General features: G+C 69.5%; 27 protein-coding genes. 8 read left to right on the top strand and 19 right to left on the bottom strand.

The window, feature by feature from the left end:
- Window positions 1-85: 85 nt before the first annotated feature.
- The 9 genes from AC1RSK_RS17930 to rdgB all read right to left on the bottom strand — a co-directional run bounded on the left by AC1RSK_RS17930 (window position 86) and on the right by rdgB (window position 6,816).
- Entirely contained in the window at window positions 86-1,513 is a 1,428-nt protein-coding gene (locus AC1RSK_RS17930) for an NAD(P)(+) transhydrogenase (Re/Si-specific) subunit beta (protein WP_492908975.1), read from the bottom strand.
- Window positions 1,510-1,992 carry a hypothetical protein gene (locus AC1RSK_RS17925; protein WP_492908974.1) on the bottom strand — a complete coding sequence of 161 codons (483 nt, stop codon included), beginning with the start codon at window positions 1,990-1,992 and terminating at the stop codon, window positions 1,510-1,512. The genes AC1RSK_RS17930 and AC1RSK_RS17925 overlap by 4 nt, the downstream gene beginning before the upstream one ends.
- Window positions 1,989-2,453 carry a hypothetical protein gene (locus tag AC1RSK_RS17920; RefSeq protein WP_492908973.1) on the bottom strand — a complete coding sequence of 155 codons (465 nt, stop codon included), beginning with the start codon at window positions 2,451-2,453 and terminating at the stop codon, window positions 1,989-1,991. Before AC1RSK_RS17920 ends, AC1RSK_RS17925 begins: the two co-directional genes overlap by 4 nt.
- Window positions 2,450-2,758: a hypothetical protein gene (locus AC1RSK_RS17915; protein WP_492908972.1), complete on the bottom strand. Its 309-nt coding sequence runs from the start codon at window positions 2,756-2,758 to the stop codon at window positions 2,450-2,452. The genes AC1RSK_RS17920 and AC1RSK_RS17915 overlap by 4 nt, the downstream gene beginning before the upstream one ends.
- Window positions 2,755-3,078, bottom strand: coding sequence for a proton-translocating transhydrogenase family protein (locus tag AC1RSK_RS17910; RefSeq protein WP_487297531.1), 324 nt, complete (start codon window positions 3,076-3,078; stop codon window positions 2,755-2,757). The genes AC1RSK_RS17915 and AC1RSK_RS17910 overlap by 4 nt, the downstream gene beginning before the upstream one ends.
- A gap of 44 nt (window positions 3,079-3,122) precedes the next feature.
- Window positions 3,123-4,256: a Re/Si-specific NAD(P)(+) transhydrogenase subunit alpha gene (locus AC1RSK_RS17905; protein WP_492908971.1), complete on the bottom strand. Its 1,134-nt coding sequence runs from the start codon at window positions 4,254-4,256 to the stop codon at window positions 3,123-3,125.
- A 193-nt stretch (window positions 4,257-4,449) separates the two neighbouring features.
- Window positions 4,450-4,680, bottom strand: a complete 231-nt coding sequence (locus tag AC1RSK_RS17900) for an aa3-type cytochrome c oxidase subunit IV (RefSeq protein ID WP_492908970.1) — start codon at window positions 4,678-4,680, stop codon at window positions 4,450-4,452.
- A gap of 319 nt (window positions 4,681-4,999) precedes the next feature.
- Window positions 5,000-6,217, bottom strand: a complete 1,218-nt coding sequence (gene hemW, locus AC1RSK_RS17895; RefSeq protein WP_492908969.1) for a radical SAM family heme chaperone HemW — start codon at window positions 6,215-6,217, stop codon at window positions 5,000-5,002.
- Window positions 6,214-6,816: an RdgB/HAM1 family non-canonical purine NTP pyrophosphatase gene (rdgB, locus tag AC1RSK_RS17890; protein WP_492908968.1), complete on the bottom strand. Its 603-nt coding sequence runs from the start codon at window positions 6,814-6,816 to the stop codon at window positions 6,214-6,216. Before rdgB ends, hemW begins: the two co-directional genes overlap by 4 nt.
- Before the next feature lie 104 nt (window positions 6,817-6,920).
- On the opposite strand from rdgB, the gene AC1RSK_RS17885 reads away from it, so the two are divergent.
- Both AC1RSK_RS17885 and AC1RSK_RS17880 read left to right on the top strand, forming a co-directional pair.
- Entirely contained in the window at window positions 6,921-7,415 is a 495-nt protein-coding gene (locus AC1RSK_RS17885) for a (2Fe-2S)-binding protein (RefSeq protein ID WP_492908967.1), read from the top strand.
- A gap of 11 nt (window positions 7,416-7,426) precedes the next feature.
- Window positions 7,427-9,637, top strand: a complete 2,211-nt coding sequence (locus AC1RSK_RS17880) for a xanthine dehydrogenase family protein molybdopterin-binding subunit (RefSeq protein ID WP_492908966.1) — start codon at window positions 7,427-7,429, stop codon at window positions 9,635-9,637.
- Here the strand turns inward: AC1RSK_RS17880 and AC1RSK_RS17875 are convergent.
- Together AC1RSK_RS17875 and AC1RSK_RS17870 are read right to left on the bottom strand one after the other, a co-directional pair.
- Entirely contained in the window at window positions 9,634-9,993 is a 360-nt protein-coding gene (locus AC1RSK_RS17875; protein ID WP_492908965.1) for a hypothetical protein, read from the bottom strand. The genes AC1RSK_RS17880 and AC1RSK_RS17875 overlap by 4 nt on opposite strands.
- Entirely contained in the window at window positions 9,990-11,963 is a 1,974-nt protein-coding gene (locus tag AC1RSK_RS17870; protein ID WP_492908964.1) for a potassium transporter Kup, read from the bottom strand. Before AC1RSK_RS17870 ends, AC1RSK_RS17875 begins: the two co-directional genes overlap by 4 nt.
- A 181-nt stretch (window positions 11,964-12,144) precedes the next feature.
- On the opposite strand from AC1RSK_RS17870, the gene AC1RSK_RS17865 reads away from it, so the two are divergent.
- Window positions 12,145-12,585: an Rrf2 family transcriptional regulator gene (locus AC1RSK_RS17865; RefSeq protein ID WP_492908963.1), complete on the top strand. Its 441-nt coding sequence runs from the start codon at window positions 12,145-12,147 to the stop codon at window positions 12,583-12,585.
- A 124-nt stretch (window positions 12,586-12,709) separates the two neighbouring features.
- The gene (locus AC1RSK_RS17860; protein WP_492908962.1) at window positions 12,710-13,516 is read left to right on the top strand and encodes an SDR family NAD(P)-dependent oxidoreductase; all 807 of its coding nucleotides are present in this window, start codon (window positions 12,710-12,712) and stop codon (window positions 13,514-13,516) included.
- Here AC1RSK_RS17860 and AC1RSK_RS17855 read toward each other — a convergent pair.
- Window positions 13,513-14,208, bottom strand: coding sequence for a MarC family protein (locus tag AC1RSK_RS17855; protein WP_492908961.1), 696 nt, complete (start codon window positions 14,206-14,208; stop codon window positions 13,513-13,515). The genes AC1RSK_RS17860 and AC1RSK_RS17855 overlap by 4 nt on opposite strands.
- Before the next feature lie 70 nt (window positions 14,209-14,278).
- On the opposite strand from AC1RSK_RS17855, the gene pyrF reads away from it, so the two are divergent.
- Window positions 14,279-14,983 carry an orotidine-5'-phosphate decarboxylase gene (gene pyrF, locus AC1RSK_RS17850; protein ID WP_492908960.1) on the top strand — a complete coding sequence of 235 codons (705 nt, stop codon included), beginning with the start codon at window positions 14,279-14,281 and terminating at the stop codon, window positions 14,981-14,983.
- Between the two features lie 139 nt (window positions 14,984-15,122).
- Here the strand turns inward: pyrF and moaC are convergent, their stop codons facing one another.
- From moaC to moaA, 5 genes are read right to left on the bottom strand one after another with little or no spacing between them, the layout of a single operon-like run.
- Window positions 15,123-15,599, bottom strand: coding sequence for a cyclic pyranopterin monophosphate synthase MoaC (moaC, locus tag AC1RSK_RS17845; RefSeq protein WP_492908959.1), 477 nt, complete (start codon window positions 15,597-15,599; stop codon window positions 15,123-15,125).
- A complete protein-coding gene (gene moaB, locus AC1RSK_RS17840; protein ID WP_492908958.1) occupies window positions 15,596-16,141 on the bottom strand; it encodes a molybdenum cofactor biosynthesis protein B in 546 nt (181 codons plus the stop codon). Before moaB ends, moaC begins: the two co-directional genes overlap by 4 nt.
- Window positions 16,138-16,596 carry a molybdenum cofactor biosynthesis protein MoaE gene (locus AC1RSK_RS17835; protein ID WP_492908957.1) on the bottom strand — a complete coding sequence of 153 codons (459 nt, stop codon included), beginning with the start codon at window positions 16,594-16,596 and terminating at the stop codon, window positions 16,138-16,140. The genes moaB and AC1RSK_RS17835 overlap by 4 nt, the downstream gene beginning before the upstream one ends.
- Window positions 16,593-16,829 carry a MoaD/ThiS family protein gene (locus AC1RSK_RS17830; protein WP_492908956.1) on the bottom strand — a complete coding sequence of 79 codons (237 nt, stop codon included), beginning with the start codon at window positions 16,827-16,829 and terminating at the stop codon, window positions 16,593-16,595. Before AC1RSK_RS17830 ends, AC1RSK_RS17835 begins: the two co-directional genes overlap by 4 nt.
- A 1-nt stretch (window position 16,830) precedes the next feature.
- Window positions 16,831-17,865: a GTP 3',8-cyclase MoaA gene (moaA, locus tag AC1RSK_RS17825; protein ID WP_492908955.1), complete on the bottom strand. Its 1,035-nt coding sequence runs from the start codon at window positions 17,863-17,865 to the stop codon at window positions 16,831-16,833.
- A 29-nt stretch (window positions 17,866-17,894) separates the two neighbouring features.
- Between moaA and AC1RSK_RS17820 the strand changes: the two genes are divergently transcribed.
- The 3 genes from AC1RSK_RS17820 (at window position 17,895) to AC1RSK_RS17810 (ending at window position 20,643) form a co-directional block, all read left to right on the top strand.
- The gene (locus AC1RSK_RS17820) at window positions 17,895-18,515 is read left to right on the top strand and encodes a nucleotidyltransferase family protein (RefSeq protein WP_492908954.1); all 621 of its coding nucleotides are present in this window, start codon (window positions 17,895-17,897) and stop codon (window positions 18,513-18,515) included.
- 208 nt (window positions 18,516-18,723) lie between these two features.
- Entirely contained in the window at window positions 18,724-19,320 is a 597-nt protein-coding gene (locus AC1RSK_RS17815) for a DUF1287 domain-containing protein (protein ID WP_492908953.1), read from the top strand.
- Between the two features lie 93 nt (window positions 19,321-19,413).
- Window positions 19,414-20,643, top strand: a complete 1,230-nt coding sequence (locus AC1RSK_RS17810; protein ID WP_492908952.1) for an argininosuccinate synthase — start codon at window positions 19,414-19,416, stop codon at window positions 20,641-20,643.
- A gap of 97 nt (window positions 20,644-20,740) precedes the next feature.
- Here the strand turns inward: AC1RSK_RS17810 and AC1RSK_RS17805 are convergent, their stop codons facing one another.
- A complete protein-coding gene (locus AC1RSK_RS17805; RefSeq protein WP_492908950.1) occupies window positions 20,741-22,018 on the bottom strand; it encodes a PQQ-dependent sugar dehydrogenase in 1,278 nt (425 codons plus the stop codon).
- A 211-nt stretch (window positions 22,019-22,229) separates the two neighbouring features.
- Window positions 22,230-22,442, bottom strand: a complete 213-nt coding sequence (locus AC1RSK_RS17800) for a KTSC domain-containing protein (protein ID WP_492908949.1) — start codon at window positions 22,440-22,442, stop codon at window positions 22,230-22,232.
- Window positions 22,443-22,564 lie beyond the last annotated feature (122 nt).

The following is a 22,564-nucleotide window of genomic DNA, read 5'->3' as shown; positions in this document are numbered from 1 at the left end:
TCCCGTGAAAACAGCCGGAAGTTTGGCCGGAGCCGCCTTGGGTCCCCCGGTCCGCTGCGCGGCCGGAGGATGACAGGCATGAAGGCTACAGCCCCTTGAGAATCCCCTCGACCATCTTCTTGGCGTCGCCGAACAGCATCATGGTGTTGTCGCGGAAGAACAGCTCGTTCTCGACCCCGGCGTAGCCCGAAGACATGCCGCGTTTGACGAACAGCACGGTGCGGGCCTTTTCCACGTCGAGGATCGGCATGCCGTAGATGGCGCTGGTCGGGTCGGTCTTGGCGGCCGGGTTGGTGACGTCGTTGGCGCCGATGACGAAGGCGACGTCGGCGGTCGAGAACTCGCTGTTGATGTCCTCCAGCTCGAAGACCTCGTCATAGGGGACGTTGGCTTCGGCCAGCAGCACGTTCATGTGGCCGGGCATGCGGCCGGCGACCGGGTGGATGGCGTACTTCACCTCGACGCCCTCCTCCTTCAGCTTGTCGCCCATCTCGCGCAGGGCGTGCTGGGCCTGGCTGACGGCCATGCCGTAGCCCGGGACAATGATCACCTTGCTGGCGTTCTTCATGATGAAGGAGGCGTCGTCGGCGCTGCCCTGCTTGACGGGGCGGGTCTCGACCTTGCCGCCGGCCGCGGCGGCGCTGTCGTCGGCCCCGAAGCCGCCGAGGATGACCGAGATGAAGCTGCGGTTCATCGCCTTGCACATGATGTAGCTGAGGATGGCCCCCGAGCTGCCCACGAGCGCCCCGGTGATGATCAGGGTGACGTTCTCGAGCGTGAAGCCCAGGGCCGCCGCCGCCCAGCCCGAGTAGCTGTTGAGCATGGAGACGACGACCGGCATGTCGGCCCCGCCGATCGGAATGATCAGGGTGACGCCGATGACCAGGCTGAGGGCGAAGATGGCCCAGAAGGCCCATTTGGCCTGGCCGCCGGTGTAGACCAGGTAGGCGACCAGGGCGACGATGGCGACGCCGAGCACGATGTTGAGCAGGTGGCGGGCCGGCAGCAGGATCGGCGCCCCGCTCATGTTGCCGTTGAGCTTGGCGAAGGCGATGACCGAGCCGGTGAAGGTCACCGCCCCGATGGCCAGGCCGACGCCCAGCTCGATCAGCGACTGGGCGTGGATGTGTTCAGCTGTGCCGATGCCGTAGGCCTCCGGCGCGTAGATGGCGGCGACGGCGACCAGGCAGGCGGCCATGCCGACCAGGCTGTGGAAGGCGGCGACCAGCTGGGGCATGGCGGTCATGGCCACGCGGCGGGCGATGATCGCCCCGATGCCGCCGCCGACCACGACGCCGGCCAGGATCAGGCCGATGGTCACCGGATCGAGCAGTTTCGAGTTCCACAGCACCAGCAGGGTGGTGCCGACGGCGATGGCCATGCCGATCATGCCGTTGCGGTTGCCCGCCTGGCTGGTCACCGGGCTGGACAGGCCGCGCAGGGCCAGGATGAACAGGACGCCCGAGACGATGTAGGCGACGGCGGCGAAGTTGACGACAAGGTCGGCGGTCATGCGGGGGTTCCCGTCTCGGAAGAAGAGGCCATTGGCGTTCGGAAGCGGCGTATCAGGACGATCAGGCCGGCGATGCAGGTCCATAGCGCAGCGCTGCAGAGAAGCAGGCCCACCAGCAACTGGACCCAGCCCTCGAAGAGAGGCTCTTCGAGCAGCCAGGCCCGGCAGGAAAGGGCCAGCAGCACGGCGCCGTCGAGCCACATCAGCGGGCCAACCCAACGGGGCCGAGCGGCGTCGCTGAGGTTGACCAGGGCGGCGCCGAGCATGAAGGGCAGGGCAATGGATGAGCCGATCCCGGAGGTCAGGATGAGGGCGCTGGCCGCGACGCCACCCAGGATCAGGCCGAGCAACAGCGGAATGCGGAAGGTCTGATTAAGCGCGTTGCGCAGACCCTCCGCCTTGAGCGCCAGGAAGAACAGCAGCAGGCCGCCGACCGCGAAGCCGGCGATAACCAGGACGGACGTCCAGGGCCCGCTCATGCGCTGCCCCCCGTCCGGAGGATGCGTTGCAGGCTCATGCCGGCGAAGGCCAGGGGCAGGGCCACGAACAGGGCCATCAGCGTCCAGGTCCAGCCGTTCTGGGGACTATCGGCCAAGCTCCTGAGCAGGATGGCGACGATGGCTCCGGCCGCGACGACGGCGACGCCCAGCAGGCCGTACTGCAGCCCGCGCGGCGAGACCCGCAAGGCCGCCCGCATCAGGATCACCGGCGGCAGCAGGCCGAGGAAGGTGAAGTTGGCCGCCTGGGGGCCGGCGCGCAGGGCCACGGCGACGTCGGCCGCCATCGCCAGCAGGAAGATCGCCAGCACCCCGGCCAGAGCCGGCGTCCGACGCGAGCCCAGCAGCCATTTGGGCAGGGCTTCCAGCAGATAGAAGCAGCCGATGTTAAGGCCAATGACGGCGCCGATCATTCCGACCAGTTCCAGCGGCGAAAGGGTCACTCGTCCCCTCCCCGGCGCTCATTGCCGTCCCAGGGCGTGCGGGCCCGCACCGCCGCTACCAGCTGGACGATCACCGCCGCCAGCAGCAGGGCCACGGCCAGGCCCGCCTGGATCAGGCCGGCGAGGCCGAGGTTCTTCTGGATCAGCAGCGACAGCTGCATCAGGGCCAGGGCGGTCAGCAGCAGGCCGGCGCTGTTCAGCCAGCGGCGGCGCTTGAGCACCACCCAGATGTAGGCGCCGACGCCGACGAGACCGCCGACGCCGCACAGGTAGCCAAGAAGCTGGGCGACCAGCTGGTTGCTCACCCCGCCTTGTCCTTCTTCTTGTACATGGCCAGCATCCGCTGGGTGACCAGGAAGCCGCCGAAGATGTTGACGGCGGCGAGGCCGGCGGCGACGGCGCCCGCCCCCTTGGAGATCCACACCGAGCCGGTCATCGCCTGGCCCGTGGCCGGATGGGCGGCGGCGGCGATCAGGGCCCCGACGATGATCACCGAGGAGATGGCGTTGGTCACCGCCATCAGCGGCGTGTGCAGGGCCGGGGTGACGCTCCAGACCACGTAGTAGCCGACGAAGATGGCCAGGACGAAGATCGCCAGGCGGAAGATGGTGGGATCGACTTCCATGGAAACTCTCCTCGCGAGGCCATCGGCCCCGTTGTCGTTGTCGGTCAGCCGGCCAGCTGGGGATGGACGATCGCGCCGCCCTTGGTGACCAGGGCGGCTTTCAGGATTTCGTCCTCGAAGTCGGGGTTCAGGGCCCCGTCCTTGTCGAGCAGCAGGCCGGCGAAGGCCATCAGGTTGCGGGCATAGAGGGCGCTGGCGTCGGTGGCGATGCGGCCGGGCAGGTTGGCGGCCCCGAGGATCTTCACGCCATTGGCGGTGATCGCGGTCTCGCCGAGCTTGGCGCCCTCGACGTTGCCGCCCTGTTCGACGGCCAGGTCGACGATGACGCTGCCGGGCTTCATCGAGGCCACCTGGGCGGCGGTGACCAGCCTGGGGGCGGGACGCCCGGGGATCAGGGCGGTGGTGATGACGATGTCCTGCTTGGCCAGGTGGCCGCTGAGCAGCTCGGCCTGCTTGGCCTGGTACTCAGGACTCATCTCCTTGGCGTAGCCGCCGGCGGTCTGGGCGTTCTTGAACTCCTCGTCCTCGACGGCGAGGAACTTGGCTCCGAGGCTCTCGACCTGTTCCTTGGTGGCCGGCCGCACGTCGGTGGCGGTGACCACGGCGCCGAGCCGGCGGGCGGTGGCGATGGCCTGCAGGCCGGCGACCCCGACCCCCATGATGAAGACCTTGGCGGCGGCGATGGTGCCGGCGGCGGTCATCATCATCGGCAGGGCCTTGCCGAAGGCCTCGGCCCCCTCGATCACCGCGCGGTAGCCGGCCAGGTTGGCCTGCGACGACAGCACGTCCATGACCTGGGCGCGGGTGATGCGCGGCACGAACTCCATGGCGAAGGCGGAGGCGCCGGCCTTGGCCAGGGCGCCCAAGGTGGCCTTGTCCTGGTGCGGGTTGAGGGTGGCGACGACGGTGGCGCCCGATTTCAGGGCGGCGATCTCGTCGGCCTCGGGGCCGCGCACCTTGAACAGGACGTCGGCGTCCTTGAGGGCGGCCTTCAGGGTCTTTTCGAGTTTGGCCCCGGCCGCCTCATAGTCGGCGTCGGGATAGGAGGAGCCGGCGCCGGCCCCGGCCTCGACGGTCACGGACCAGCCGGCGGCGATCAGCTTCTTGACGGTCTCCGGGGTGGCGGCGACGCGGGTCTCGCCCGCGCGACGTTCCTTGGTCACAGCAATGACGGCCATGCCGGCGGTCTCCCCCTTGCACTCGGCGTCAGACGCGCCGTGGGCGCCTGTTTAGGGGATAATCTTGCCCCTTGTCGAGCCCGAGGATGGTGCGCTGCGAAAAGTTATGCCGCGCCGCAACGTAAAGTCGATACGACAGCGCCGGCGACCCAGGGGATCGCCGGCGCGGAAGGTCGCTGGAAAGCGGGCTGGCCTAGTGGCCGCCGCCCTTCTTCTCGCGCAGCAGCACGATGCCGACCACCAGCAGCACCAGGGCCGGAACCAGGCCGCCGATGAAGCCGGCCGGGGTGCAGAACCACAGGACCAGGGCCAGGATGGCGACGGCAAGGGCGAGGCTGCCCCACTTCGTCATGCCCATGACGGCATGGTAGGTGGCCACTTGCTCGTGGATGTCCATCTCGCCGCGGTGGTAGTCGTCAGCCATGGGGGTTCCTAAAGGTTGGGCCTAAGCATTCGCGTTTCGCGGGCGGGGATACAACGGCCCCGCTTTAGACTCAAGGGAGGGCCTCCCGCATGGGCCGGGGCGATCGCATGTGACGCGGCCCCTCCTTTTTCCTTCTCCCATAGGGAGAAGGGGGGACCCGCCGCGCAGCGGTGGGGGGATGAGGGGTTGGGGACGGTTCAGGACCTGGCTGCGCCCGTCCTGAAGCAGCGTAACCCCTCACCCTCCCACGCCTTCGGCGCGGGCCCCTCCCTCTCCCTTTGGGAGAGGGATTCGGGAGGCGCCATAGGCAGCGCCCCGCTCAAGCGGGGTTTGCGGCGGTGGCCAGCCGGCCGGTGATCCAGTCGAGGACGAGCCGGCCCTGGCGGGTGGCCCGCAGGCGTCCGCCGCCGGTCGACAGCAGGCCTTCGGCGGCCAGCGAGGTCACCTCGGGGTGGCCCGGGGTCAGGCCGAGCGGGGCCAGTTCGGCGAAGCTGACGCCGGCGTCGATGCGCAGGCCCATCAGCAGCCGTTCCTCGGCGGCCTCGATTGGCGACAGGACCTCGCGCTCGGCGAAACCGAGGCCTGTATCGCGCACCGCGCCGATGTAGGCCTCGATGCCCCGGTGAGCGCCGGTGGCGGTGCGACCCCCGTCCAGGGTCAGGCGGCCGTGGGCGCCGGGGCCGGCGCCGACATAGTCCTGGCCGGTCCAGTAGACGAGGTTGTGACGCGAGCGGGCGGCGGGGCCACGGGCGTGGTTGGAGACCTCGTAGGCGTCGAACCCCTGCGCTTCCAGCACCGCCTGGGTGGTGTCGTAGAGGCCGGCGCCGAGGGCCTCGTCGGCCGGCTTGAACGACCCCCGCCGCACGGCGCGGTCGAAGGCCGTGCCGGCTTCAATCGTCAGCTGGTAGGGCGAGATGTGCTCGGCCCCCCAGTCGATGGCGGTGCGCAGCTCCTGCGCCCAGCTGTCCGGGGTCTGGCCGGGGCGGGCGTAGATCAGGTCCAGCGACAGGCGGGGGAACAGCCGCGCCGCCTCCGTCGCGGCGCGGCGGGCGGCGCCGGCGTCGTGGTTGCGGCCGAGGAATGCCAGCGAGGCGTCGTCGAGGGCCTGGACGCCCAGCGACAGGCGGTTCACCCCCGCCTGCGCCAGGGCGGCGAAGCGGCCGGTCTCGGCGTCGGTCGGGTTGGCCTCCAGGCTGACCTCGAGATCGGCAACAGGGTCCCACAGCCGGCGGGCGGCGGCGATCATCGCGCCCGCCGCTTCGGGGTCCATCAGGGACGGCGTGCCGCCGCCGAAGAAGATCGAGACCAGCCGCCGGGGCCCGGTCAGGGCCCGCTGGCCCTCCAGGTCGGCGAGGATGGCGGCGGCGAGATCGGCCTGTTCCCGGGTCTTCCCCCGGTCGCGCACCACGTTGAAGTCGCAGTAGGGGCAGATGCGGGCGCAGTAGGGCCAGTGGATGTAGAGGCCGAGGTCTTTGCCCTTTTCTGGTCGCTCTTGCTGATCGTCCAGGCTCCGCCTGGCCGGCAAACGCTCCGTCATTCGAACAGGGCGGCCTTCAGCTTGGCGAAGGCGCGGGTGCGGTGGCTGAGTGCGTCCTTGGCCTCCGGGTCCATCTCGCCGAAGGTCTGCGATCCGCCCTCGGGGATGAAGATCGGGTCATAGCCGAAGCCGTTGTCGCCCCGGCCCGGGAAGACCAGCGAGCCGTGGACCTCGCCCTGCACCACCACCGAGGGGCCGTCCGGCCAGGCGACAGCCAGGGCGCAGGTGAACCAGGCGGAAAAGTCGTCGGCCCCGGCCGCCTCCAGCCGTTCCTCGACCTTGCCCATGGCCACGGCGAAGTCCCTGCCCGGTCCCGCCCAGCGGGCCGAGAAGATGCCGGGCGACCCATCCAGCGCCGTCACCGACAGGCCGCTGTCGTCGGCCAGGGCGATGCGGCCCGAGTGCTCGGCGGCGTGGCGGGCCTTCAAGAGGGCGTTGCCGACGAAGCTGGCTTCTGTTTCGTCCGGCTCGGGGATGTTGAGCTCGCCCGCCGTCAGCACGGTGAAGCGGCCCTCCAGCAGGGCGGCCAGCTCGCGGGCCTTGCCGGGGTTGTGGGTGGCGGCGACCAGGGTGGCGCCGGCGGGAAGGATCAGGGGCATGAGGGCTTCATCCTCCTCCTCGCGTTTGGGCGCAAGATTTCGCTGGCGCGGCCCCGTATGAACAGCGTTAAGATACCCTCGCTCATTCGTCGGAGGAGGCGCAGATGGCGGTCAATCTGGAAATCAACGGCAAGCCCGTCACGGTGAAAGCGGCCGACGACACGCCGCTGCTGTGGGTGGTGCGGGACGAACTGGGCCTGACCGGCACCAAGTTCGGCTGCGGCGTCGCCCAGTGCGGGGCCTGCACGGTGCATATCGACGGCCAGGCGACGCGCAGCTGCGTCACCCCGGTCTCGGCGGTGGCCGGCATGAAGATCACCACCATCGAGGGCCTCGGCGGCAGCCACCCGGCCCAGCAGGCCTGGGCCAAGCTGGACGTGCCGCAGTGCGGCTACTGCCAGTCGGGCCAGATCATGAGCGCCGCCGCCCTGCTGGCCGAGAAGACATCGCCCAGCGACGAGGAGATCGACGCGGCGATGAGCGGCAACATCTGTCGCTGCGGGACCTACCAGCGCATCCGCGCCGCCATCAAGGAGGCCGCCGGCATTGGCGCGGCCTTGCCGACCACCGCGGCGCCCGCCGCCGCCGGCGCGAAATAGGGAGCGAGCGCATGACCCGTCATATCCGCAACCTCGCCAATCAAGCCGGCGACACCGTCAAGGCCGGCGCCACCCGCCGCGAGGTGATCGTCACCGGTGTCGTCGCCGGCGGCGCGCTGCTGGTCGGCTGCAGCCTGGCCGACGCCATGAGCGCCGGCAGCCCGGTCAAGGTCGGGGAATTCGGCCCCTTCCTGAAGATCGACGCCGACGGCGCCGTCACCGTCATCTCCAAACACATCGAGTTCGGCCAGGGCAACCACGCCGGCCTCGCCGCCATCGTCGCCGAGGAGCTGGACGCCGACTGGGCGCGGGTCAAGGTCGAGCAGGCCCCGGCCAACGCCAAGCTCTACGCCAACACCGGCATGGGGGTGCAGGGCACCGGCGGCTCCTCGGCCATCTCCAACAGCTGGGACCAGCTGCGCAAGGCCGGGGCCGCGGCCCGGGCGATGTTCGTCCAGGCGGCCGCCAACCTGTGGCAGGTCAACGCCAGCGAGATCACCGTCAAGGACGGCCTGGTCGCCCACGCCGCCAGCAACAAGGCGGCGAGTTTCGGCGACCTCTTGGCCGACGCCGCCAAGGTGACGCCGCCCGAGACCCCGACGCTCAAGGACCCCAAGACCTTCACCCTGATCGGCACCGACCGGGTGCGGCGCAAGGATAGCGTGCCCAAGTCCAACGGCACGGCGAAGTTCACCCAGGACGTCCAGGAGGAGGGCCTGCTGGTCGCCATGGTCGCCCACGCTCCGCGCTTCGGCGGCAAGGTGAAGAGCTTCGATGACGCCGCCGCCCGCAAGGTTCCGGGCGTGGTCGAGGTGTTCAAGATTCCGTCCGGCGTCGCCGTGGTCGCGGGCGACACCTGGGCCGCCAAGAAGGGCCGCGAGGCCCTGACCGTCGAATGGGACGAGGAGAAGGCCGAGACGCGCGGCAGCGACGTGCTGCTGGCGGATTACAAGAAGATCGCCGGCGGCCAGGGCCCGGCCGACCTGAAATGGACGCCCTTCGACAGCAAGGGCGACATCGCCTCGGTGACCGACGGCGAACTGTTCGAGGTCGCCTACGACTTCCCCTATCTCGCCCACGCCACCATGGAGCCGATGAACTGCGTCGCCCGGGTCAAGGGCAACAACGCCACCCTGACCTTCGGCTCGCAGATCCCGACCATCGACCAGCTCAACACCGCCAAGATCGTCGGCAACCTGCCGGGCGCGGTGCAGATCGAGACCCTGTTCGCGGGCGGCAGCTTCGGCCGCCGCGCCACCTTCCAGTCCGACTATGTCGTCGAGGCCGTCCACATCGCCAAGAAGATCGGCAAGGGGACGCCCGTTAAGCTGGTCTGGGACCGCGAGGACGACATGCGGGCCGGCTATTTCCGGCCCCTGGTCCACCACGACCTGAAGATCCGCCTCGACAAGGACGGCTTCCCGGCCACCTGGCGCCACCGCATCGTCAGCCAGTCGATCATGAAGGGCTCGCCGACCGGCACGCCGAAGCTGGACGAGACCGCGGTCGAGGGCGCGCTCGGCTCGCCCTACCTGAAGGCGACGCCGATCGTCGATGCGCAGCTGGCCCTGCCCGACGTCGGGGTGCCGGTGCTGTGGTGGCGGTCGGTGGGCGCGACCCACACCGCCTTCGTCATGGAGCACACCATCGACCAGCTGGCCCGCAAGGCCGGCAAGGACCCGATCGACTACCGCCGGGCCCTCTACACAAAGGCCGACGCCAAGCGGCACCTGGCGGTGCTCAACCTGGCGGTCGAGAAGGCCGGGCCGACGGCGGCCGAGGGCTATACCCGCGGCGTGGCGGTGCATGAGTGCTTCGGCTCGGTCGTCTGCCAGATCGCCGAGGTCAAGATCGCCCCCGGCGGCCTGGAGCCCAAGGTCGGCCGGGTGGTCACCGCCATCGACTGCGGCACCGCCATCAGCCCGGACCAGATCGCCGCCCAGATGGAGGGAGGCACCTGCTACGGCCTGTCCGCCGCCCTCTACGGCGAGATCACCCTGAAGGACGGGGCGGTGCAGCAGAGCAACTTCGACACCTACCGCGTGCTGCGCATGAACGAGGCGCCGACGGTGGAGACCCACATCCTGCCGAGCGGCAATGCGCCGAGCGGCGTGGGTGAGCCGGGGACGCCGGTGATTGGGCCGGCGGTGGCCAATGCGCTGCTGGCCATGGGACGGCCGGCGACCTTGAGCCAACCGATGGTGAAGGCGGCGGCGGCTTAGAGCCGTCCCTCGCGGTCCAGGGTCTCCAGGCCCTTGCGGACCTGGGTCAGGTGGAGGACGGCCAGCAGCGGCGCGACCGTGAGCCGGACGCCCAGCCAGATCAGGGCCTCGTTGAGCGTCAGATCGACATCGCGGCTCTCGATCTTCAGCCAGGCGCCGACCGCGAAGGCGATGACGATCACCAGCCACAGGGCGACCCACTTCGGGGCCCGCAGGGTGACCGTTTCCCCCTGCCAGGCGACCGGCACCGACAGGCCGCCGGGGATGCGCTTGCGGGCCGCCCAGGACATCGAGCTCATGATCGCCAGGGCCAGGATCCAGAAGACGTCGCCGGCGATGGAGATGCCGTGGATCACACCGTCACCTGGGCGCCGAGCTCGACCACGCGGCCGGGCGGGATCTTGAAGAAGTCGGTCGGGTTGGCCGAGTTCTTCATCAGGAAGATGAACAGCTTATCCTGCCACAGGGGCATGCCGCTATTGGCGCTCGGCACGATCGAGCGGCGTCCCAGGAAGACGCTGGTGGCCATGATGTCGAACTTCAGCCCCTGCTTGCGGCACAGGGCCAGGGCCTTGGGCACGTTGGGCGATTCCATGAAGCCGTAGGTGATGATCAGCTTCTTGAAGTCGTCGTTGACCTTCTCGATCTTGACCCGGTCCTCGTCGCGCACGCGCGGAGTCTCGGCGTTGCGGACCGTGGCGATGATATTCTTCTCGTGCAGCACCTTGTTGTGCTTGAGGTTGTGCATCAGGGCCACCGGGGTCATGTCCGGGTCGCTGGTCAGGAAGATGGCCGTGCCGGGGGCGCGGTGCGGGGCGCGGGCCTCGAGGATGCCGATCAGGTCGGCCAGGGGCACGGAGTCGCGCCGGGTCTTCTCGGTGAGGATCTGGCCGCCGCGCGTCCAGGTCCACATGATCACCACCAGCACCCCGCCGAACACCAGCGGCATCCAGGCCCCGTCGGGAATCTTCAGCAGGTTGGAGGAGATGAAGGTCAGGTCGAGGGCCAGAAGCGGGACGAGCACGGCCAGGGTCGCGGGCCAGGTCCACCGCCACAGGAAGCGGATGATGACAAAGGCCAGCAGGGTGTCGACGAGCATCGAGCCCGTCACCGCGATGCCGTAGGCGGCGGCCAGGTTGGTCGAGGAGCGGAAGCTGAACAGCAGCACCAGCACGCCGATCATCAACATGGTGTTGACCTGCGGCACATAGATCTGGCCGGCCTGGGTCTCGCTGGTCCGGCGGATGTCGATGCGCGGCAGCAGGCCCAGCGAAACCGCCTGCTGGGTGACCGAGAAGGCGCCGGTGATCACCGCCTGGCTGGCGATGATGGTGGCCGCCGTGGCCAGCAACAGGACCGGCCAGTAGACCATCTGCGGCACCATCTCCCAGAAGGGATTCAGCCGCGCCTCGGGGTGGGCGAGGATCGAGGCGCCCTGGCCGAGGTAGTTGAGCGCCAGACAGGGGAAGACCAGATAGAGCCAGCCGACCTGGATCGGCTTCTTCCCGAAGTGGCCCATGTCCGAATAGAGGGCCTCGGCCCCGGTGACGGCCAGGAAGACGCTGCCCAGGATGACGAATCCCAGGAAGCCGTTCTGGAACAGGAACATCACCCCGTAGTGGGGGCTCAGCGCCCGGAAGATCGAGAGATCGTCGAACAGGTGGTAGAGGCCCAGGCCCCCCAGGACCAGGAACCAGACCAGGGTGATGGGCCCAAAGAAGGTCGCCATGCGGTGGGTGCCGCGCGACTGCACCAGGAACAGGACGATGAGGATGCCGGCCGAGATCGGCACGATCCATTTGTCGACCCGGCCGCCCAGGCCCGGCGCGTCCTTGAGGCCCTCGACCGCCGACAGCACCGAGATGGCCGGGGTGATGATGCCGTCGCCGTAGAACAGGGCGGCGCCGATGACGCCGAGGAAGAAGACGGTGGCCGAGCGCTTGCCGTTCGGCTTGGCCAGGGTCTTGCGGGCCAGGGCCATCAGCGCCAGCGTGCCGCCTTCGCCCTTGTTGTCGGCCCGCATCAGGAGGACGACGTACTTGAGCGTCACGATCAGGATCAGGGCCCAGATGACCAGGGAGACGACCCCGAGCACGGCCAGTTCGCTGGCCACGCTGTTGCGGGTGTGGTGCAGGGCCTCGCGCATCGCATAGAGCGGGCTGGTGCCGATGTCGCCGAACACCACCCCGATGGCGCCGATGGCCAGAGTCCAGAAGCCGCCGTGGCCCTGGCCTTCGGTGGTCTGGTGCGGGTCGGCGGGGGTATGTAGCGGTTCTCCGGCGCCCGTGGCGGCGGCGGCGGCGGTATCGGCGGGCTCAGCGGCCATTCGATCAGGTATCCAGCGGCCAGGAACCGGCCAACGGAGAGCGCCACGACGGCGCGGCGGGCGCGATACACCCTTTCCACAAGCGCTTCAATCGCCCACCGGTTTCGCGTCGATTCATAGGTGCTTCTGGGGCGCCCATTGTGCGCAACCCCTTGGGCGCCTACCTTTTCACCAACCGACGATGTCCGACAGCCAGAAATTCCCCGTAGCCGCCCATGCGCTGGCCTATCTCGCCCACAAGGAAGCGGATGCGCCGGCGCGCGCCGTTTCCTCGGCGCAGCTGGCCGCCTCGATGCCGACCAACCCGGTGGTGGTGCGGCGGGTGACGGCCATGCTGGCCAAGGCCGGACTGATCGCCACCCGCATGGGAGCCGGCGGCGGCGCCTGGCTGACCCGCGATCCGGGCAAGATCACCCTGGACGAGGTGCTGCGGGCCGTCGACGGCTGCACCCACCTAGGCGTCGCCCCGGCCGGGGTGAAGGGCTGCCCCGTCGGGGAGCGCATTCCCGACGCCGTCAGCGCCGCCATCCGCGCGGCCGATACCGCCGCGTCGGAGCGGCTGAGCAGGATCACCGTGCTCGATCTGCTGAAAGAACCGGAAGCGAAAACGGCTGCCGCTTGAATCCCGCCTGTTCCTGCGGAACAGGCTATTCCTTGTTTACCGTGCAAGCCGCCTTCGGCGGATTGCACTTGGCCGCGGCGCAGGTCAGTTTCCCCCTAACGCTAGCTCGGGATTTCAAAGCCGCATGGCCCGCCGCCTCGCCCTGATCACCGGCGCCTCCGCCGGCATTGGCGCCGCCTTCGCCCGCATCTACGCCGCCCACGGCTATGACGTCGCCCTGACCGCGCGCCGGGCCGACAAGCTGACCGTGCTGGCCGAGGAGATTTCCCTGCGCTCGGGCGTCGAGACCCTGACCATCCCCGCCGACCTGACCGACCCGGGCGCCCCGGACGCCATCCTCGCCCAGCTGGCCGCCCACGGCCGCGACGTCGACGCCCTGGTCAACAACGCCGGCTACGGCCTGCCCGGCGTCTATGCCGACAGCAAATGGGAGGCGCAGAAGGACTTCATCCAGGTGATGATCACCGCGCCCTCGGAGCTGGCGCACCGGGTCCTGCCGGGGATGATCGACCGCAAGTTCGGCCGCATCGTCAACGTCGCCTCCCTGGCCGGGCTGATGCCGGGCGCGGCCGGCCACACCCTGTATGCGGCCTCGAAAAGCTATCTGGTCCGTTTCAGCCAGAGCCTGCATCTGGAGACCGAGACCACCGGCGTCCACGTCACCGCCCTCTGCCCCGGCTTCACCTACAGCGAGTTCCACGACGTCAACGGCACCCGCGACCTGGTCAGCCGCTCGACCCCCGACTGGCTCTGGCTGGGGGCCGACGAGGTGGCCGCCAACGGCTATGAGGCGGCCGAGGCCAACCGGCCGGTCTGCGTGCCCGGCGCGCCGAACAAGACCATCGCGGCCCTGTGCAAGCTGATCCCCGACGAATGGCTGCTGGCCCTGCTGGCCAGCCAGGGCGGGCGGTTCCGGAATACCCGGGCCTAGCGATCCGCCGCATACGGCGCGGCGGCGGCCGGAGTAATCAGACCCTTGGTGGTGTCCGAGACGCCGACGATGATGAACTGCACGGCCATGGCGCAGAGGATCAGGCCCAGCACCCGCACGATGATGGTCATGCCGATACGGCCGAGGAGCTTGCTGATCACCGGCGTCAGCCAGAAGCAGACCATGGTGGCGAACGACACCGCGAACAGGGCCGCCACCGCCGCGGCGTCGCCGACCCAGCCGAGCGCCTTGGCCTCGCTGGCGTAGATAACCACCGTCGAAATGGCCCCGGGACCGATCAGCAGCGGCATGGCGAAGGGCACCACCAGCCGCTCGAACCGGCGGCGGGCATAGGCGGCGGCGCCTTCCTTCTCGCCGATCTCGGCGGCGTCGGCGAACTTGGCGGTGAAGTCGTCGCGGGCCATGTCCAGCCCGAGCAGGAAGAGGATAACGCCGCCGGCGATGCGGAAGGCGGCCAGCGAGATGCCGAAGAACTCCAGCAGGGTCAGGCCGGTGAAGTAGAAGAAGGCCAGGAACAGGAAGGCGAAGACGCAGATGTACAGCGCCACCATCCGGCGTCCTGCAGCCAAGGCTCCTGCCGTCGCCGCCGCGAACACCGGCACGTTGCCGATCGGGTCGATCAGGGCGAACAGGGCGACGAAGAAGTTGACGAACAGGTCTGTGGCGCTCATTCAGCCTCTCTAGCCCAAAACTCGAAGATTCGCGCGCCGAACGCTGTTTCGCCGCGTCCGGAGCTAGACCATGACTGCTGATCCCCGCCTGATCGTCGCCCTAGACCTGGCCACCCGCGCGCAGGCCGAGGAGATGGTCGAGACGCTGGGCGACAGCGTCAGCTTCTACAAGGTCGGGCTGCAGCTGCTGGCGACCGGCGGCATGGAGATGGCCCGCGACCTGAAGGCCCGCGGCCGGTCGGTGTTCCTCGACTGGAAGCTGCACGACATCGGGGCGACGGTGGAGAAGGCGACGGCGGCCATCGTCGCCAGCGGGGCCTGCGACCTGCTGACCGTGCACGCCGAGCCGCAGGTGATGGCGGCGGCGGTCCGCGGCCGGGGCGGCGAGCGGTCGGCGAAGATCCTCGGGGTGACGGTTCTTACAAGCCTGAGTGGCCAGGACCTGGCGCAGATGGGCTACGGCATGGGCGTCGAGGCGCTGATCGAGCGGCGGGTGCGCCAGGCGGTGGAGGCCGGCATCGACGGGGTGGTGGCCAGCCCGCACGAGGCGGCCATCGCCCGGCGGATCGGCGGCCCGGACTTTCTGGTGGTGACACCCGGCGTGCGCCCGGCCGGCGCGGCGATGGACGACCAGGCCCGGGCGGCGACCCCCGCCGATGCGCTGGCCAATGGCGCGAGCCACCTGGTGGTCGGCCGGCCGATCACGGCGGCGGAGGATCCGAGGGCGGCGGCGCGGGCGATTGGCAGGGAGATGGCTGGCGAAGCGGTCCACTGACCCTCCCTCCCCTTTATGGGGAGGGTGTCACGCGTAGCGTGACGGGGTGGGGAAGTCGGATGCAGCGCGCTCTGTCACGTGAGTGCCCCACCCTGCGCGCTTCGCGCGCTGTCCCTCCCCATAAAGGGGAGGGAGGGCGCTAACCCTGCTCGCGCTGCCAGCTACCCGATTTCCCGCCCATCTTCGAGATCAGTCGCACGCTGTCGATGACCATGCCCTTATCGGCCGCCTTCAGCATGTCGTAGAGGGTCAGGCAGGCGACCGAGACCGCCGTCAGCGCTTCCATCTCAACGCCGGTGGGGCCTGTGGTGCGGACCGTCGCCGTGACTTCGAAGCCCTCGTCGCAGGGAACTACCACCACCCCGACCTTGCTCAGCGCCAGCGGATGACACAGCGGGATCAGGTCGCTGGTGCGCTTCGCCGCCATGACGCCGGCCAGTTCGGCGGTGGTGATGACGTCGCCCTTGGCGGCGGCGCCCGAGACGGCGAGGTCGCGGACCTCTGGCGAGGTGCGGACCAGGCCTTTGGCCACGGCTTCCCGCAAGGTCGAGGCCTTGTCGGAGACATCGACCATGCGGGCCCGGCCCTGGTCGTCAAGATGGGTCAGCCGGCTCATGCCTCAAGCAGTCTCGGCATCAGCTCGACCATGTTGCAGGGCCGGTGGCGGCTGTCGAGCTGGGCGGCGATGACCTTGTCCCAGCCGTCCTTCACCGCCCCGTTCGAACCCGGCAGGCAGAAGACGAACACCCCGCCGACAATGCCGGCCAGGGCCCGCGACTGCAGGGTCGAGAGGCCGACGGTCTGGTAGCTGACCAGGTGGAAGATCACCGAAAAGCCGTCGATCTCCTTGTCCAGCAGCGGCCGCACGGCTTCCGGCGTCACGTCGCGGCCGGTCAGGCCGGTGCCGCCGGTGGTGACGATGACGTCGACGGCCCCCGAGGCGACCCAGGCCTTGATCTGCGTGCGGATGTTGTCGACGTCGTCCCTGACCATCTTCTTGTCGGCCAGCTCATGGCCGGCCTCGGTGACCCGGCTGGCCAGCAGGTGGCCGGAGGTGTCGCTCTCCTCGTCGCGGGTGTCGGAGACGGTCAGGACGGCGACGCGCACCGGCTTGAAGGGCCAGGCCTCGTCGATCTTGCCGCCAATGGTCAGGCTCATCCGTCTTTCTCCGTATCCCAGCGCGCGGCGTCGGTCCTATCGCGGTCGGTGGGTTCGATCCAGCGGCTGCCGTCCGGTCCGTGTTCCTTCTTCCAGAAGGGGGCGCGGGATTTCAGCCAGTCCATCAGGTGGTCGCAGGCCTCGAAGGCGGCGCGGCGGTGGGCGGCGGCGCAGGCCACGAAGACGATGGCCTCGCCCGGCGCGATGGCCCCGATGCGGTGGACGACCAGCGCGTCCTGCAGGCCGAAGCGGTGGATGGCGACATTGACCTGCTTGGTAATCTCGACGTCGGTGAAGCCCGCGTAGGCCTCCAGCTCCAGGGCCGTGGTCTGGCCGCGCTCGGCCCGGGCCAGGCCGGTGAAGCTGGCGATGGCGCCGGTCTCGTCGCGGCCCGCCGAGAACCGGCTCAGGATCTGGCCCGGATCGAACGGCGCCTTCTGCAGGGTGACGCTCATCCGCCGCTCATCGGCGGCAGGAAGGCGACCTCGGTGGCGGCTTTGAGCGGAACGTCGGCGCGGACCAGCGCCTTGTCGACGGCGACCTGCACCGACGGGCCGGCCAGGGCCTCGGCGAGGCGGGGATCAGCGGCCAGGGCGGCGCGCAGGTCGGAGAGGGTGGCCGCCTCCATGGTCTTTTCGCGCCAGCCGGCGATGTCGGCGAAGCGGCCGAACAGCAGGACCCTGGCCACCTCAGCCGCCCGTCGTCGACATGTGGCGGCTGAGCGCCGGGGCGCCGCCGATGCGGAAGTCGTGGCCCTTGGGCTTGCCCATGATCGCCGCGCGGATGGCCTCGGCGAGGTCGGCGTCGGAGCCGCCGCCGCGCATCACGGCCCGAAGGTCGGTGGCGTCGTCCTGGCCCAGGCAGGTGTGCAGGGTGCCGGTGCAGGTCAGCCGCACGCGGTTGCAGGCCTCGCAGAAATTGTGACTCAGCGGGGTGATCAGGCCCAGGCGCCCGCCGGTCTCCTTGATCCTCACATAGCGGGCCGGACCGCCGGTCGAGAGCGGCAGGTCCTCCAGGGTCCAGTAGCTGGCCAGCTCGTCGCGAACGGCTTTTAGCGAGAGGTACTGGTCGGTGCGGTCGGCCTCGATCTCGCCCAGCGGCATGGTCTCGATCAGGGTCAGGTCCATGCCTTCGCCGTGGGCCCACTGGATGAGGGCCGGAATCTCGCCGGCGTTGTCGCGGGCCAGGGCGACGGTGTTGATCTTCAGCGCGATGCCGGCGGCGCGGGCCGCCTCCAGGCCGGCCAGCACCTGGGCCAGGTCGCCGCCGCGCGTCAGGGTGCGGAAGAGGTCGGGCTTGAGGGTATCGAGCGAGACGTTGATCCGGCGCACGCCCAGGGCCGCCAGCTCGGCGGCGTGGTGGGCCAGGCGGGTGCCGTTGGTGGTCAGGGTCAGTTCCGTGAGGGCGCCGCTGTCGAGGTGGCGCGACAGGCCCCCCACCAGCTCCATGAAGCCCTTGCGGACCAGCGGCTCGCCGCCGGTCAGCCGCAGCTTCTTCACACCAAGGCCGATGAAGACCGAGGCGACACGGTCCAGCTCCTCCAGGCTGAGCACCTCGGCCTTGGGCAGAAACACCATCCGCTCGGCCATGCAGTAGACGCAACGCAGGTCGCAGCGGTCAGTCACCGACACCCGCAGGTAGGAGACCCGGCGCGCGAAGGCGTCGAGCAAGGGTTGCTCGGCGGTCGCGGTCGCTTGCGCGGGAGGGGCGTCGTAAGGTGTCATCTCATCTCAAGAATAGGCGCGAAGCGGCCGTGACGACAGAGGGGCGATCCATACCAGCAACGAGATGGCAGGCGCTGGTCCTGGCCGCGGGCCTGAGCCTCCGCTTCGGCGCGCCCAAACTTCTGGCGCCCTGGCGGGGCGGACTGCTTATCGACGGGGCGTTGGCGGCCGCCTTCGCGGCGCCCGTGGACCAGGTGACGGTGGTCACCGGCGGCCATGCGGCGGGGGTGACGGCGGCGGGGGAGGCTTTCGCGGCGCGGGCCGGGGAGGCGAACCGGCTGGCCTTCGTCCACGCCGAAGACCACGGCGCGGGGCTGTCGGCCTCCTTGCGCGCCGGGATTGCCAGCCTGCCCGAGGACGTCGACGGCGTGTTCGTCTTCCTGGCCGACATGCCGGCCATCCCGCCGGAGGTGGCGCAATCCCTCATCGCGGCGATGACCAGCGACCATGACGCCGCCGCGCCGGTGTTCGAAGGGCGTCGCGGCCATCCGGTGCTGCTCGGCAAGGCGCTGTTCGAACCGATCCGTCACCTGACCGGCGACCATGGGGCAGGGCATCTGCTGAAGGGCCTCGGCGCGCGGCTGGCCCTGGTGGCGGTCGCCGATGACGGGGTGCTGAAGGATGTGGATCGGGCGGAAGACCTGGCCTAGCGGTCGTGAGGACGCGCCGCCGCCCACCCCAGGTCCCGACCGTCCTCGCGCAGGCGAGGACCCATGCATCGGCTGACATGTCGTCTGGCGCTTCGGAGGCGGCCAACCATGTATGGATGCCCGCCTTCGCGGGCATGATCGGGGTGGGGGACGTGCCGACGCACACAACCGCCCACAAGCCGCCGCAATGGTTCGGCGTCATCGGACCATGTTCGACCGTCGCGCCCTGCTGATCGCCGCCCCCGCCCTGCTGCTGCCCGCCGTGGCGCGGGCCGAGCCCGGCGACTGGGGGGAAAGGCTGGTGGCGGCGGCGAAGGCGCAGGTCGGCAGGACCACCCTCTACGATCCGGCCTATGTGCGCCTGCCCTACCCCGGCGGCGATGTGCCCATCGAGCGCGGGGTCTGCAGCGATGTGGTCATCCGCGCCTATCGCGCCGCCTTCGGGCTCGACCTGCAGGAGCGGGTGCACCGCGACATGGCCGCCAACTTCGCCGCCTATCCCCGCACCTGGGGACTCCGCGGCCCCGACAGCAACATCGATCACCGCCGGGTGCCGAACCTGGAGGTCTTCCTGCGCCGCAAGGGCGCCCGGCTGTCGCTCCTCGCGCCCTGGCAGGCCGGCGACCTGATCACCCAGAGGCTGATGCCCGGAAACCTGCCCCACATCGTGATCGCTACCGGCCAGCGCACCGCCCTGGGCGAGGAGATCATCATCGAGAACATCGGCGGCGGTACGAAGGTCGCCACGCCGCACGCCTCGTCCCAACTCTTCGGCCACTATCGCCTGGCGCCGAACGGGGCCTGAAAACCCGAAAAATCCCCCGGCGGGGTTGACCCAAACGCCCCATCGGCGTTGAAGGCGCGCACCTCTGTTTTTGCTATCCGAAGGATGCCGCCCGTGGCCGACAAGAAGATCAAGAAGGTCGTTCTCGCCTATTCGGGAGGGCTCGACACCTCGATCATCCTCAAATGGCTGCAGACCGAGTACCAGGCCGAGGTGGTGACCTTCACCGCCGACCTCGGCCAGGGCGAGGAGCTGTCGCCGGCCCGCGAGAAGGCCCTGCTGCTCGGCATCAAGCCGGAGAACATCTTCGTCGAGGATCTGCGCGAGGAGTTCGTCCGCGACTACGTCTTCCCGATGTTCCGGGCCAACACCGTCTATGAGGGCCAGTACCTGCTGGGCACCTCCATCGCCCGGCCGCTGATCGCCAAGAAGCAGATCGACATCGCCCGCCAGGTCGGGGCCGACGCCGTCTCCCACGGGGCCACCGGCAAGGGCAACGACCAGGTGCGGTTCGAGCTCGGCTACTACGCCCTGGAGCCGGACATCACCGTCATCGCCCCCTGGCGCGAATGGGACTTCAAGAGCCGCGAGGCCCTGCTCGACTTCGCCCAGAAGCACCAGATCCCGATCGCCAAGGACAAGCACGGCGAGGCGCCGTTCAGCGTCGACGCCAACCTGCTGCACTCCTCCTCGGAGGGCAAAGTCCTGGAGGACCCGGCGGTCGAGGCCCCCGAGTTCGTCCATATGCGCACCATCGCGCCGGAGGACGCGCCCGACACGCCGGTCATCTTCACCCTCGATTTCGAGCGCGGTGATCCCGTGGCCATCAACGGCGAGGCGCTGTCGCCGGCCGCCATGCTGACCAAACTGAACCAGCTGGGCCACGACAGCGGGGTCGGCCGCCTCGACCTGGTCGAGAACCGCTTCGTCGGCATGAAGAGCCGCGGCGTCTACGAGACCCCGGGCGGGACCATCCTGCTGGCCGCCCACCGCGGCATCGAGAGCATCACCCTGGACCGGGGCGCCATGCACCTGAAGGACGAGCTGATGCCGAAGTATGCGTCGCTCATCTACAACGGCTTCTGGTTCGCGCCGGAGCGGGAGATGCTGCAGGCGGCCATCGACTACAGCCAGGAGAAGGTGACCGGCCAGGTGCGGATCAAGCTCTACAAGGGCAATGTCAGCATCATCGGCCGGACCAGCCCCTACAGCCTGTACGACCAGGAGCTTGTGACCTTCGAGGAAGGCAAGGTGGCCTACGACCACCGCGACGCCGCTGGCTTCATCAAGCTCAACGCCCTGCGCCTCCGCGGCCTGGCCAAGCGGGCCAAGCGCGAGGTCTAGAGCGCGTTCCGATAAGTGGGAACCGGTTATCGGAACAAACGCGCGACAACGAAGAAGCTAGAGCAAGCGATTTGATTCCATCAAATCGCGCCCTGCTCTAGGGCCGGTCGATCGCGATACGGAGAATCCGGCCGGCCTTGTCGTCGGTGACCCAGATCGCTCCGTCGCTGGCGACCGCCACGCCGACCGGGGCGCCCTGCTTTCGCGTCTTGGTCGCGCCCCAGCCGGGGGTGATCACCAGCGGCTCGGCGGCCGGGCCGGGGCCGTAGGGGCGCGGGGCTCCGCCGTAGATCGGGAAGCGGGCGCCGCGTTTGGCGGTCGGCACGCCCTGGCTGTCGGTTGCGAAGGCGACCAGCCGGCCGCCGGTCGAGCGATAGCCATGCCAGGTCATCAGCAGCCGGCCGCGCAGGGCCGGGAACATGGCGCCGTCGTACCAGAGCATGTCGAGCGGGGCGGTGTGCGGCGGCAGCAGGATGTCGGCCTTGAAGACGCCGGTGCGTTTGCAGTGGAAATCGATCTTCGCCGAGCCCGCCCAGCCCGGTGAGGGCTGGCCGGCGGCGTCGCAATAGGGCCAGCCGTAGCTGGGTAGACCTTCCTTGCCCGCGCCCCGGATGACGTTGATCTCGTCGAAGGGGGCCCAGCGGGCCGGGATGTCGTAGCTGTTCTCGCCCTGCAGCAGGGTTCCGGACGGATGCACGGCCAGGGCCACCGAGTTGCGCAGGCCGGTGGCGACCACCGTCCAGTCGCGCGACCAGCCGCCCCGGCCGTCGGGAGCGTAGCGGCGCAGCTGGCCGGCGTCCCGGGCCTCGGGGCAGTCGGGGCCCAGCGGGCGGCCCTTGGCGTCGAGGCACTGGTCCGACGGCGCGCCGATGTTGACGATCAGGGCGCCGTCGGGGGCAAAGACGAACTTGCTCAAGGGGTGGCGGTTATCGTGCAGGCGGTTGTCCGGCAGGCCGGTGACAACGGCCTCGATTGTGCCGGCGGGGTCGCGGGCGTTCGGATCAAAACGGAAGATGCGGCTCATCTCGCCGACGTAGAGTTTGCCGTCAGGGCCGACGCCCAGGGCATGGGGCAGGTTGAGGCCGCCCAGCAGCCGGGTGAGGCGAGCGGGCCGCCCGGGCGTGGCGCTGAGACGCCAGATGGCGCCGTTGGCCGTTCCCCAGCCGCCGAGGTCGCTGACGATCCAGTCGCCGCCGCGCAGCTGGACCAGGGAGCGCGGCAAGCGGATCTGCCGCGGCGGCCCGACGACGAGGCCGGCGCAGAAACCCTTGGCCATGCCGATGTCAGCGCGGGGATAGCCGTCGCAGGTGGCGCCGGACTGGGCGGCGGCCGGGGCGGCGAGGAGGAGGAAGAGGAGGAGGGCGAAGGCGCGCATGGGGGTATTGGGCCGCGGGCGGTGCGGGCGGTCAAGATGACCTCCCTCCCCTTTATGGGGAGATGAGGCGTACACGCCGAATGCGAGGCGAAGCCTCGCAGGGTGGGGTACTCACGGGACAGAGCGCGCTGCATCCGACTTCCCCACCCGTCACGCTGCGCGTGACACCCTCCCCATAAAGGGGAGGGAGCGCGCGACGTCTGTTCTCTTGCTAAGGCGCGTCGTCGATGCGGTTGTACGGATACCGGTCCCTGATCTCCGCCTGGAAGAACCGCCCCTGCGACTCCGCCTCGACGAAGCTGCGGTGCACCTCGCCCGGCACGCCGACGTAGACGTACTCGCCGCCGCTGCGGAATTTCACGAACAGCTTGCCGTGCGTCGGCTTGTAGTGAATGCGGTCGATGGCGGTGGATTGCTCCGGCATCGGGGCCTCCAGGGTTCGTCCGTAGACTGGCTGTAACGCGCCGGTCGCCAAACGTTTCCCCGCTTGCAACGCGGCCGATCCGTGTCAGCCTGCCGGCACGGGGCGAGGGAGACGGCGAGACG

The sequence above is a fragment of the Caulobacter sp. GW821-FHT11A05 genome (genome assembly GCF_058809015.1).
Note: the sequence above shows the minus strand (reverse complement) of the source record. Positions and strands in the feature narration are given on the sequence as shown.